The sequence below is a fragment of the Dactylosporangium sp. CA-092794 genome, assembly GCF_050948465.1.
Taxonomy (GTDB): Bacteria; Actinomycetota; Actinomycetes; order Mycobacteriales; family Micromonosporaceae; genus Dactylosporangium.
The window spans coordinates 12,049,487-12,062,161 of record NZ_CP192044.1; the positions used below are offsets into that span (position 1 = coordinate 12,049,487).

Annotated in this window: 7 protein-coding genes; 2 read left to right on the plus strand and 5 right to left on the minus strand. The window is 73.0% G+C overall.

Annotated features, from left to right (window positions below; all coding sequences use genetic code 11):
- Window positions 1-940: 940 nt before the first annotated feature.
- A complete protein-coding gene (locus ACQPXD_RS52295) occupies window positions 941-1,810 on the minus strand; it encodes a hypothetical protein (RefSeq protein WP_432832030.1) in 870 nt (289 codons plus the stop codon).
- Window positions 1,811-1,885: 75 nt separating this feature from the next.
- On the opposite strand from ACQPXD_RS52295, the gene ACQPXD_RS52300 reads away from it, so the two are divergent.
- Both ACQPXD_RS52300 and ACQPXD_RS52305 read left to right on the plus strand, forming a co-directional pair.
- A complete protein-coding gene (locus ACQPXD_RS52300; RefSeq protein WP_432832032.1) occupies window positions 1,886-2,836 on the plus strand; it encodes an NlpC/P60 family protein in 951 nt (316 codons plus the stop codon).
- Window positions 2,837-2,870: 34 nt separating this feature from the next.
- A complete protein-coding gene (locus ACQPXD_RS52305) occupies window positions 2,871-4,961 on the plus strand; it encodes a RecQ family ATP-dependent DNA helicase (protein WP_432832034.1) in 2,091 nt (696 codons plus the stop codon).
- Between the two features lie 862 nt (window positions 4,962-5,823).
- On the opposite strand, the gene ACQPXD_RS52310 is transcribed toward ACQPXD_RS52305, so the two are convergent.
- The 4 genes from ACQPXD_RS52310 to ACQPXD_RS52325 all read right to left on the minus strand — a co-directional run bounded on the left by ACQPXD_RS52310 (window position 5,824) and on the right by ACQPXD_RS52325 (window position 12,440).
- On the minus strand, window positions 5,824-7,353 hold the full coding sequence (locus ACQPXD_RS52310) for an FHA domain-containing protein (protein WP_432832036.1): 1,530 nt from the start codon (window positions 7,351-7,353) through the stop codon (window positions 5,824-5,826).
- A 140-nt stretch (window positions 7,354-7,493) separates the two neighbouring features.
- Window positions 7,494-8,999 carry a serine/threonine-protein kinase gene (locus ACQPXD_RS52315; RefSeq protein WP_432832038.1) on the minus strand — a complete coding sequence of 502 codons (1,506 nt, stop codon included), beginning with the start codon at window positions 8,997-8,999 and terminating at the stop codon, window positions 7,494-7,496.
- Window positions 8,981-11,638, minus strand: coding sequence for a cyanophycin synthetase (gene cphA, locus ACQPXD_RS52320; RefSeq protein ID WP_432832040.1), 2,658 nt, complete (start codon window positions 11,636-11,638; stop codon window positions 8,981-8,983). The genes ACQPXD_RS52315 and cphA overlap by 19 nt, the downstream gene beginning before the upstream one ends.
- Complete coding sequence (locus tag ACQPXD_RS52325; protein ID WP_432832042.1) at window positions 11,628-12,440, minus strand: cyanophycinase; 813 nt, start codon at window positions 12,438-12,440, stop codon at window positions 11,628-11,630. The genes cphA and ACQPXD_RS52325 overlap by 11 nt, the downstream gene beginning before the upstream one ends.
- Window positions 12,441-12,675 lie beyond the last annotated feature (235 nt).

Below are 12,675 nucleotides of genomic sequence, written 5' to 3' on the forward strand. Positions count from 1 at the left end.
GCCGGGGCGGCCGCAGAAGCGGCGGCGAGTCGTCGGCCGAGCCTTCGGGCGACGCGAGCCCCGTGGGCCACCGAGGCCGCCCTGCCGCAGGATCGCTGCCGGGGCGGCCGCGGAGCCCCTCGGCGGGCCGGAGCCCGGGGCAACACCGCCGCGAGCCCCGACTGCCGCGGAGTCCCTCGGTGGCCTGAGTCAGGGGACAACACCCCTTTCGCCACCGCGGGGCATCTGGGGCGACGCGGGCGTGAGGCGTTCGCGACCGAGCACGCCTAGCGGCGGCGGCGCACCTGCCGCGACTCTCGCGCCGAACGACCACTGCGAGCGTCGCGGGCGGTCCTGGGCCCAGGCCAACCGCAGCGGCCGTCGGCCGTCCCGCCGGGGCATGGCGGCTCGCGCGATCGAGGGCATCCGCGCCGAGACTTTGCGTGTCCCGTCTGATGCGATTTTGTCCGCTGTGTCGAATTGTTCGCGGGGCGGCAAGAAGCGCGATGTCTCCGTGATCATGCGTGTTGCCGTGGCCGCACCGCGCGTTTGCCATGATCGTGGAGACATTTGGTACACGGGTGTACATGTTCACTCCGTGATCATGAAAAACCGGTGGTGTCGGTGGCGGTTCGGCATGATCGCGGAGAGTTCTGGTCCAAGCGGGCGGGGTGGAACCGCCATCGGCGGCAGCGCGCGGTGAATCCCGCCGGATCGCGTTCGAGCGGCAAATCCTCGAGCCGTGCCGGTCGCGCGGCTCAGGCGGCTCGCGCGATCGACGGTATTCGTGCCGATAACGATAAATCGTGATATGTCCGATAAGTCGTGGCGCGGAGCGCCCGACTTATCGTGGTTGCTCTTGGCACGGCGGGGCTGGCAGGGAGGGCCGCCAAGGCCCGACCGGTGTCTGGCGGGAGCAACGGTCTGCAAGTGAGACGGCCCGAGTCAATAAAGACCGTGACTATGCGACCTCGAGCGTGAACTCCGCGCGGTGAACGGCGCCGGACTTCTGGAATTCGAAGTACATGCGGTAGCGGCCCGGGCTCGGAACGGCCAGCCAGAACTTGACCGCGCCCCCGACGAGCTCGTCCTCCGGGTGTACGTGCAGGTAGCCGAGGTCTCCGTCGCGAATGACCACCAAATGGCCGTACGCGGCCAGATACCGCTCCAGATCCGTCACCGGCGAGCCGGCGGCGAAGACCCGGAACGACAGCGGCGCGGTGGCGTTGGCCTGTGGCGTGCCCTCCATCGTCACCGTGAAGGTGTCCGCGTCGACGGTACGCGATGGGGGCGGCAGCCGCGTGGGGGCGTAACTGCCCGCGACCGTCACATCCACGGCGAGTGTCAGCGGCACCTGTTGGCCGGCGGCGTCGTACGTGGTGAAATCCGCGTACAGGCGCCAGATGCCCGGTGTGGGCAGGGTCAGCGGAATCGACCAGGTGCCGTCGGCGGCCATGGCCGGGTGCAGGTGCTGGAATCCCGACAAATCGTGCCTTATGACGATCAGGTGCAGCGGCTTGTCGTGGGTCACGACGAATTTGGTCACCGGCTGGCCGTCCGGGCCCAAAATGCGGAACGCGAACTGCTGCTGGGCGCCCGCGGCGAGGTTCAGCGGCTGGGACGGGGTCAGCGTGAAGCCGCCCGCGCTCAGCGAGAAGCCGGCCAGGTCGCCGATCACCGCGCCGCCGTGGCTGTGGGACGGGATGGCGGTTGTCGCGGGGCCGGGGGCGGGCGCGCCGCCGGTCTCCGAGTCCGTCGCGCGGGCGATGCCGAAGCCCAGGAGCAGGGCCGCGACCATTCCGGCCGCCACGAACGGACCCTTCGAGACCATGCGACCACCCTACCGAGGGAACTTACGTTACTTTTGTCCAAATTGCGACGTTAGCGACGCGTGGGGTTATGCCGCATGAACTTGCGCAGCGCCGCATCGCTCGTCGTCGCGGGGCTTATTGTCCTGGGGGCGCCGAGCGCCGGTTACGCGGATCCCGCCGCGGACCGGCAACGGCAGCTCGCCACCGCCTGGCAGGAGCTCGAGGGCGTCATCGAACGGTACAACGCCGTTCGCGACGACCTGCGAGTCACCGACGCGCGGCTCGCTCAGGTCAACTCGCGTCTGGGTCCGATGCAGGCGCAGGTCGACGCCGCCCAGCGGGACACCGACGACACGGCGGCCGCGCTGTACCGCAGCGGTGCCGTCGGATCGACCGCCGTCCTGATCGCGGCGAGTTCGCCCGAGGCGTGGATGGACCAGCTCGCGCTGCTCGACCAGATCTCGCGGCGCCGCGCGAAGGCGTTGCGCGCCTTGAAGGCCGCGCAGGACGCACTGCAATCCGAAAAAACGGAATTATCCGAGTGGTACGGCAAGCAGCAGGCGCAGCGGGCCGAGCTCGGGCAGCGCAAGGCCGTGATCGAGGCGCAGGTACGAAGGCTCGGGGGCGGCACGCAGACGGCGCGAGCGCCCTCGGGCGCGCTGCACGACGGGTGGGTGCCCGTGTTCACCGACGATGCGGCCGGACGCGCGGTTCGCTTCGCATATTCCCAGCTGGGCAAGGTCTATCAGTGGGGAGCCGACGGGCCGAACAGCTTCGACTGCTCCGGCCTGACGATGGCCGCCTGGAAAGCCGCCGGAGTGGTACTCCCGCACAATGCCGCCCGCCAGAAGCAGACGGTCCGCCCGATCCGGCGCGACGAGCTGCGTCCCGGGGATCTCGTCTTCTACTACAAGGACGTGAGCCACGTCGGCATCTACATCGGCGACGGGCGGGTGATCGAGGCGCCCAGGGCGGGCGAACGTGTCTCAATGCGACTACTCGACTACGCTCCGATCGCCGGGTACGGCCGTCCGGACTACACCTAGCGTTTTTGTCAGACCCCGTTGCTAGCGTCGACCCGTGCGACACGAAGCCTCGGAAGTGCTCAAGAAGCTCGCCGGCCCCGCCGCCGAGCTGCGCGAAGATCAGTGGACGGCGATCGAGGCGCTGGTCGCGGAGCACCGCCGGGTGCTCTGCGTGCAGCGCACCGGGTGGGGCAAGTCGGCGGTGTATTTCGTGGCCACCGCCCTGTTACGCGCACGCGGCGCCGGGCCGACCGTGATCGTGTCGCCGCTGCTCGCCCTGATGCGCAATCAGGTCGACGCGGCGGCCCGGGCCGGGATCGCGGCCCGGACGATCAACTCCGCCAACCTGGAGGAGTGGGACGCGATCACCGCGGAGATCGCGTCCGGCGCCGTCGACGTGCTGCTGGTCAGCCCGGAGCGGCTCAACAATCCCGACTTCCGCGACAACGTGCTGCCGAAGCTGGCCGCGACGACCGGCCTGCTCGTGGTCGACGAGGCGCACTGCGTCTCCGACTGGGGCCACGACTTCCGGCCCGACTACCGGCGGCTGCGCACCCTGCTGCTCGACCTGGCGCCCGGCACGCCGGTGCTCGCGACCACGGCGACGGCCAACTCGCGGGTCACCGCCGACGTGGCCGAGCAGCTCGGCGACGCGCTGGTGCTGCGCGGTTCGCTCGACCGCGAGTCGCTGCGGATGGGGTCGCTGACCCTGCCTTCGCCCGCGCACCGGCTCGGCTGGCTCGGCGAGCACCTCGCCGAGCTGCCCGGCTCCGGGATCATCTACACGCTGACCGTGGCCGGCGCCCACGAGACCGCGGCATATCTGCGGGCCCAGGGGTATGACGTGGCGGCATACACGGGCCAGACCGAAAACGCGGAGCGCCTGACCGCCGAGGCCGACCTGCTGGACAACCGGATCAAGGCGCTCGTCGCCACTTCGGCGCTGGGCATGGGGTTCGACAAGCCCGATCTCGGGTTCGTGGTGCACCTGGGGGCGCCGTCGTCCCCGATCGCGTATTACCAGCAGGTCGGCCGGGCCGGCCGGTCCGTCGACAAGGCCGACGTGCTGCTCCTGCCCGGCCGCGAGGACGCCGACATCTGGCGGTATTTCGCCTCCCTGGCCTTCCCGCCCGAGCACCAGGTCCGCGCCGTCCTCGACGTGCTCGCCTCCGCCCGCCGGCCCATGTCGACCATGGTCCTGGAGACCCGGGTGGAGCTGCGCCGCAGCCGGCTGGAGCTGATGCTCAAGGTCCTCGACGTCGACGGCGCCGTCCGGCGGGTCCAGGGCGGCTGGGAGTCGACCGGGGCGGAGTGGCGGCACGACACCGAGCGCTACGCGCGCATCGCCGAGGCACGCCAGGCCGAGCAGGAGGCGATGCGGCAGTATGCGGCGCTGACCGGCTGCCGGCTGGAGTTCCTGCGCCGCCAGCTCGACGACCCGGAGGCCGCCCCGTGCGGCCGGTGCGACACCTGCGCCGGCCCCTGGTATTCGCCCGGCGTCTCCCCCGACGCCCTGGCCTCGGCCCGCGCACACCTCGGCCGCGCCGGCGTCGAGATCGCCCCGCGCAAACAGTGGCCCACCGGCCTGGCCGCCGTCGGTGTCCCGCTCACCGGCAAGATCCCGCCCGCCGAGGTGTCCCTGCCCGGCCGCGCGATCGGCCGGCTCAGCGACCTCGGCTGGGGCAACCGCCTGCGCACCCTGCTCAACGGCCCCGACACCCCGATCACCGACGAGGTCTTCAACGGCGTCGTCGCCACCCTCGCCGACTGGGCCAAGGGCGACGACCGCTGGCCGGAGCGCCCGTCCGGCGTCGTCACGATCGGCTCGCACCACGCCCCGGAGCTGATCGCCTCGCTCGGCGCCCGCATCGCCGAGGTCGGCCGCCTGCCACTGCTCGGCACCATCCCGCCCGCCCTGACCACCGACGCCGCCTCCCGCACCAACAGCGCCCAACGCGTCCGCGCCCTGCACACCGCATTCAAGGTCCCACCCGCACTCGCCGAGGCCCTCCAGTCCGCCGCCGGCCCGATCCTGCTCGTCGACGACATGGTCGACACCGGCTGGACCATGTCCCTGGCCGCCCGCGCCCTCCGCCTCGCCGGCGCCAAGGGGGTGCTGCCCTTCGCCTTGGCCCTCACCGCCTGACCCTTCCACCGCTCACCGCCCCGCCACCCCGCCACCCCGCCGCCCGCGGACCCTGCCCAACCGGACCGCGGACCCGGCGCGGCCACGGACCCGGGCGGGACCGCAGACCCGGGCGGGACCGCAGACCCGGGCGGGACCGCAGACCCGGGCGGGACTGGGGGACCCGGCGCGGCCACGGACCCGATCCGCACGGACCCGGCCCAACCACAGGGCAGCGCCTGATCGTGGTGGTTCATGTCGGGCGGCCTTCGGCGGCCGTTGCAGGCTGGGCGTCGAGGGCCGCCGGTGGGCACGACCGGTCATCGGCTCCGGCTCCGGCTCTGGGCGGGCGCCGGCCGGGCGGGCGCGGCGGGGCGGGGCGGACGGTGCGGGGCAAACGGCGCGGATGTCGCAGCCGTCGGGCGGACCATCCGATCTGCGCGGGGCGGAGCGGACGTATGTCTCCGTGATCATGATGTGTGCGGTGGCCGCACCACGGGTTTGCCATGATCCTGGAGACTTTCGGTACACGGGTGTACATCAGCACTCCGTGATCATGAAAAACCGTTGGTGTCGGCGGCGGGTAGTGCATGATCGCGGAGACTTCCGGTCGGTGCGCCGTGCTCCGCAGTGACAGGCGCCCGCCCCAGAGCCGGAGCCGATGACCGGTCGTGCGGTCGCCGAGTGGGCACACAAGCCCAACGGTGCGCGGGCCGAGCCGATGCGCGGGCCGAGCCGATGCGCGGGCCGAGCCGATGCGCGGGCCGAGCCGATGCGCGGGCCGAGCCGATGCGCGGGCCGAGCCGACGGGTTGGAGTGGCGGGGGCCGATGGCGGTTGGCCGTGGTGGGCCGCGGGTGGGGAAGGTGCGGAAGGTGGGGTGGTCAGTCGACCAGGCGGAGGGCGACGGTTGGGGCGTCGAGGAGGACCGAGGCCGGTTCGGAGCCGACGACGGTTTGCAGGCGGTGGTCGCCTACCACGAGTTCGACGCCGGTGTAGAGCTCTACCGAGTCCCAGCCGTCCAGTTGGTAGGACTTGCGGTAGAGGCGCACGGTCTCCTCCTTGTTGTCGGGGGTCGAGCGCTTCCAGATCAGGGTTCCGTTGTCGCTGGTGTCGGTGACGGTCAGGTGGCCCTGGGCTATGGAGAGCTTCAGGTGTTCCTTCGCGATCCAGGCAGCGGCGGCCTCGTGGAGCCACGCGGCGACCGAGATGTCGGCGGGGTCGGAGGGGTCGCGGCCGACCACGACCGGGTGGTCGGCGCCGACGACGAAGCGGCGGCGGGCCAGGTCCTCGACCACGATGGCCACGGCGAACGCGGCCGGGCGCGGGCCGATGTCCTTGACCGGCTCGCCGTGGCGGGGGCAGGCGGGCACGCCGGCGCGCATCCGGGGCACGGGCTGGCCGATGCTGCGGTACTTGCCGAAGGCGGGGCAGTCGGGCTCCTTGCACTCCCACTGGCGGGCCATCAGCGCGGCGCCGACGCCGCTCGGGTCGGCGCGGGTGAAGCGGCGGCGGACGACCCTGGTGCGGCCGGCGCGCTGGGAGCCGCGGGCCGTGAACGACTGCAGGCCGTCGGGGCGGCCGCCCTTCGGTCGCTCGCCGGGCGAGTCCGAGCCGTTCGCGGGGGCCGGCTCGGCAGCCGCGGACGAGGTAGACCGCGACGAAGCAGAGGACGCGGACGAAGACGAGGGCGACGGCGACGGCGACGGCGACGGCGACGACGCGGACGAAGACGACGCGGATGAGGCAGACGGCGAAGGAGAGGGAGAGGGAGAGGGAGAGGGAGAGGGAGAGGACGCGGAATCCGAGGTGCCGTCGGGGACCGGCTCGGCCATGGGCTTGTCGGTCGCGGGCTCCTCCGGGTCGGGCGGGACGATCGGCAAGGTGGCCTTGCCGACGACGACCAGGCGCTCCTTGCCATCCTTCGGCGGGGCCGGCTCGCCGCCGGGGGTCAGGACGGCGCCGCCGGCGCGCGGGGTGAGGCGCAGCATCCGTTCCGGGCTGTCGGTAAGCCAGGGGAAGCGGGCCGCGTAGGGTGGCACGCCGCGCATCACGATCAACGGCAGGCCGGTGAAGTCGGCGATCTCGACCGGGCGGTCGGCGACGACGGGAGTGACCTCGATCAAGCCGTCGTCCGCCCAGCGGCCCAGGACCATGCGCTCCTTCGAGGTGAGCGCGGACTCGGACAGTACCTCCCGGCCGGTGACCGGATACAGCATGGCGCCCGCGTCGATGAGGTAGCGGCTCAGGGCGTCGACGACCATGCCGAGGCGCAGCAGGTTGATCGGGCGGCCGCCGTCGAGGGCCACGAACCGGGCCACCTCGGCCAGGTCGACCACGGCCTGCGCCAGCGTGACGTCCGTCGTCAGCCGCTGTTCGATGGTGTCCATGACCCGGCTGATCTCGAACCGCACGGTGCCTCCTACCTTCGATCCCAACACCCTAAGGCGAGGCGGCGCGTCGGGGGACGAGACGCCACCAGGATCAGACTTGTGTACCAGTCAGGAAGGTTGCACGCCATAACTTACAAAACGACGATCGTCTTACGAAAGGGTCAGTCGTCGCCCGGACCTTTCTTCTTTCGCAGGCGGTGGCCGCCGCCGTGGTCGGAGCCGCCGAACGGGTTCGTGGCGCGAGTGGCGACCGGGGCCTTGGTCGGGGCGGGGGGCTGCGTCGTGGGTGGGGTCGCGGCGGGCACCTGGGTCGCGGCGGGGGCGAGCAGCACCGAGCGGCAGGCCGCGCCGTTGAGTGCGAAGTCGGTCGGCAGGGCCGAGGTGTCGCGGTAGGCGCCGCTGATCGCGAACTGCGCGCCGCCGGCGAGGTCGGCGGCGACGTCGGCGCCGCTGATCAGGACCTGGCCGGAGTCCTGGTGCCAGGTGGCGCCGTCGATCGCGGCGATGTTCTGGCCGTCGGGCACGCGGAACGTGAGGCTCCAGCCGGCGGCCGGGGCCGGGGCGACGCTCAGCTGCAGGTCGGCGGTGAAGGCGCCGTTGCGTTCTGAGCGCACCGAGTACTGCACGGCGCAGTCCGCCGCGGCGGGTGCCTGGGTCGCGGGGGCGGCGGGGGCGGCCGCGGCGGCCACCCAGGTCGGGTCGCCGTCAGCTTCGCCGGGGGAACACATGGCCAGCCCGCTCACGGCCGCCGCGGCCACGACGCCGGCCGCGGTCAGCCGGCCCCGGCCGGTGCGCGGCAGGGGGATGGATGCCGCTCGGGTGGTCACGCCGCGGGTGGCGCGCGCCGGTGCGGCGACCGTCGCGGTGCCCCGGGCGCGCGGCCGAGGCATTCGCGGTACCGCGGCCAACAGCATTTTCTGCAGCTCGGCGGCGGACGGCCGGTTCTCGGGCCACTTGGCCAAGCAGCGCGCCACGGCCTCGGCCACCGGCTTCGGCACCAGGCGGGGCGGGAGGGGCTCGGGCCGCACCCGCCGGTGCGCCTCGAGCACGCCGGTGGTGGTGAGCTCGTCGGGCCAGGGGAAACGGTCGGCGAGGGCGCGGTACAGCAGCATCCCGAGCGCATAGACGTCGGTCGCCGCGGTGGTGGGCCGGCCGCGCAGGCGCTCCGGGGCCAGGTACGCGGGCGTGCCGAGGATCTCGTCGCCGAGATCGCTGTGGTCGCCGGCGATGGCGGAGATGCCGAAGTCGACGAGCTTGGCCCCGCCGTCGGTGAGCATGACGTTGGCCGGTTTGACGTCGCGGTGCACCAGCCCGCGGGCGTGCACGGCGGCCAGCGCGGAGGCGAGCTGGGCGCCGATGCGCACGACGTCGACCGGTGGCAGCGGTCCGGCGTCCTCCAGGGAGCGGCCGGTGACGAGCTCCATGACCACGTACGGCGCGCCGTCCGGGCCGTGGCCGAAGTCGTACACCTGGGCGATGTTCGGATGGCTCAGCAGCGCGGCCGCCCTGGCCTCCGCCTGGATGCGCCGCCGGGAGGCGGGATCGGCGAGCAGCTTGGGGGCCAGCAGCTTGACGGCGACCGGGCGCTCGAGGATCTCGTCGAAGGCGCGCCAGACCACGGACATGCCGCCGGTGCCGAGGGGTTCGATCAGCCGGTACCGGTCCACGCCATCGTCTTGCCCAGATCCACGGCAGTCACACCAGGATCTCCGGCCGGGTGCGCGCCGAGGTGTTCGAGCAGGGCCAGCACGGGCTCGATCTTCTCGTACAGCAGCAGGACGACGTCGCCGGGGCGGGCCAGGGCCAGCGCGGCCGGGATCGCCTCCTCGACGGTGCGGACCTCGACGCAGGCGGTGTCCGGCGCGGCCCGCAGCAGCTCGTCGTGCAGGATCTCGGGCACCTCGCCGGGCGCCCGGCCGCGGCGGTCGGCGTCCTCGTAGAGCACGACCCGGCCGAACCTGGCGCCGACCACGGCCGCGGACTCGCGCAGCAGGTCGTCGCGCCGGTCGCCGGGCAGCGTGATCGCGGCGACCGCCCGCTCGCAGCCCCAGACCCGCTCGACGAGATCGCTGATCGCGGCGATCGCGGCCGGGTTGTGCGCGTAGTCGACCAGCACGTGCACGTCGCCGCAGCGCAGCAGCATGCCCCGGCCCGGGTTGTCGGCGGGGTCGCGGCCGAAGGTGCGCAGCCGGTCGGCGATCCGGGCGGTGGCCACGCCGAGCACCCGGGCGGCGGCGGTGGCGGCCAGCGCGTTGGCGATGAGGTGCCGGGCCGCGCCGCCGAAGCCGCCGCCGAGCTCGTGCGCGGCGAGCAGCGGAATCCAGCGCCGGCCGTCGAGCTCGACCAGCCAGCCGTCGGCGAGCAGGTACGCGCGGCCGCCCACGTCCCAGTGCCGGCGCACGAGCGGGTTGCGCGGGTCGAGGGAGAACCAGATGATCTCGCGCCCGGGGAACTCGAGCTCGCGGCTGCGCGGGTCGTCGGCGTTGAGCACGACCGCGCCGCCCTCGCGCACCCGCTCGGCGACGACGGACTTGACGTGGACGAGCTCCTCGACGCTCTCGATGCCGTCCTGGCCGATGTGGTCGCCGGAGAGGTTGGTGATGACGCCGACGTCGCTCCAGTCGTAGCCGAGCCCCTGGCGGATCAGCCCGCCGCGGGCGGTCTCCAGCACGGCGGCGTCGACGGTGGGGTCGCCGAGGACGACGCGGGCCGAGCGCGGCCCGGTGGCGTCGGCGCGCTGGATCGTGCGGCCGCCGACGACCACGCCGTCGGTCGTGGTCAGGCCGACCCGCAGGCCGGCCCCGGCGAGCAGGTGCGCGGTCAGCCGGGCCACGGTGGTCTTGCCGTTGGTGCCGGTGATGCCGACGATCGGGATGCGTGAAGGGGTACCGGCCGGATACAGCGCGTCGACGATCCGGACGGCGACGTCGTGCCGCTCCAGGTGCATGCGCAGGCCCGGGGCGGCGTTGACCTCGATCACCCCGCCGCGGTCCAGCGGCAGCTCCTCGGCGATGTCCGGCAGCCGCAGGTCGATGCCGGCGATGTCCAGCCCGACCAGCGCGGCCACCCGCCGGCACAGGTCGGCCACCGACGGGTGCACCAGGGCGGTCACGTCGGCGGCCGTACCGCCGGTGGAGAGGTTGGCGTTGTCCCGCAGCCACACCGTCCGCCCGGGCGCGGGGACATCCCGCGGGCCGAGCCCCTGCCGGCGCAGCAGCGCGTGCGCGATCTCGTCGAGCTCCAGCCGGGTCAGCGCCCGGGCGTGCCCGACGCCGCGGCGGGGGTCCTCGTTGGCCCGCGCGACCAGGCCCGCGACGTCGGTCCCGCCGTCGCCGACCACGTGCGCCGCGACCCGCTCGGCGGCCGCGACGACCTCGCCGCCGACGGTCAGGACCCGGTAGTCGCGCCCGCCGACCTGGCGCTCCACGACCGCGTCGCCGCCGTCGGCGGTGGCCGCCCGGAAGGCCTCACGCACCGCGTCCTGCGTGTCGAGGCCGAGGTACACGTGTTTGCCCTGCCGGCCGCCGCGGGGCTTGACCACGACCGGCGGCCCGAGCTCGGCGAAGAGGCGCAGGGCCGCCTCCTCGGTCGCGGCCGCGCCGCCGCTCGCGACCGGGATGCCGGCGTCGCCGAGCAGGTGGCGGGTGAGCTCCTTGTCGCCGGCGATGTCGACCCCGATGGCGGAGGTACGGTCGGTGAGCGCCGCCCAGACCAGCCGTCTGTGTCGGCCATGGCCGAGGCTGAGCAGGCTGAGCTCGCCGGTGCGCTCGACCGGGATGCCGCGCTCGCGGGCGGCCCGGGCGATCGCCTCCGTGCTCGGCCCCGGCTTCTCCCGCTCGAACTGCCGCTGGACGTCACGCAGATCGAGCTCGGGCACCCGCTCATCGAGCAGCTGATCGAGCAGTACCATGGCGATTTTTAGTAATTTTTCGGACATGTCGGAATCGATCGGCTCGTCCGGCGGGCATTCCATGATGACGTCGAAGGCCGCCGGATCGGTGGTACCGACCGTCCGGCCGAAGTTCACCCGCCGGCCGATGCGGTTGGACAGCTCGATGGCCACGTGCTCGGCGGTGTGACCGAAGTACGTGCCCTCGTGCAGGCGCTTGACGAACCCGCCGGGCGCGCCGAACGCGCAGTGGTGCTCGGTCAGGCCGGGCAGCAGGTCGAGGAGCCGCTCCGCAAAGCCGGGGAACTCGCAGGTCTCGCGGCCGGTGAGCCCGTCGAGCAGGACGCGGGTCACCTGGACGGGGCGCGCGAGATACCGATTGGGCCCCCGCAACCGCCGGCTGCTCTCAATGCGCATGATCCTCTTCCGCTCTCCTCATCGGCACCCGTTCGGTGAGGTTGAACCGGTGCCCGGCCGGCAGGACGTGCAGTTGGGCGCCCCAGAGGGCGATCGGCCCGCCGGACTCGGCGGTGGGGCAGGTGATGTCGCGCGCCTGCCCGGCGTCGATCACGGTGACCGAGCCGTGGCCGAGCACCTCGAACACGTCGCCGTCGACCAGGATGGCGGTGTTCTCGTCGATGCCGAGCCCGAGCTCGTGCGGGAACATGGCGGTCGCGCTGAGCAGCCGGTTGAGCCGCCCCCGCTCGGCGAAGTGCATGTCGATAAGCACGCCGGGCAGGAACTCCATGCCCGGCCCGGTCTGCACGCTGCTCGCGCTGACCGAGGCGACGCTGCCGCCCAGGATCATGGTGCTGGACATCATGGTGGCGCCGGCACTGGTACCGGCCAGGATCATCCCCTCGGCCAGCCGGGCGTGCAGCACCGAGTCGACCTTGGACCCGCCGACCACGGTGGTGATCCGCAACTGGTCCCCGCCGGTGAAGAAGACGCCGGTGGCCCGCTCGATCGCGGCCACGGCCAGGTCGCCGCTGGCCTCCTCGCGCGACTCGAGCCGCAGCGGGGTGACCCGCTCGGCGCCGAGGCGATGGAAGACCTCGGCGTACTCCTTCTCCCGCTCGCCCGGGCTCTCGCTCGCCGTGGCGATCACGACGAGGTGCGCGTCGCTGCCGCCCGCGAGCAGCACGAAGCGCTCGAGGATCTCGTCATCGCCGGGGTCATGGCTTTCCGCACCGCCGATGACGAGCAGTTTTCCGGGCATCCCACCTCCACAACTCCTTCATCTTGCAAACCCGGACCCCTCGCCGCCCCGCGTTTGCCGGTATTGCCCGTCCCCACACGCGAAGGCCCGGGAGGCGATGCCTCCCGGGCCGGTTGCCGCGCGGTGCGTGTCACGGTTCTTCTGGACCGACGGGGAGTTTGGCCGGTCACACCCGCGGAGGTGGTCCGGGCCGTGGCCGCCGGCGTGGGCCGCCCGCTCTCCGGCACCGGCCGCA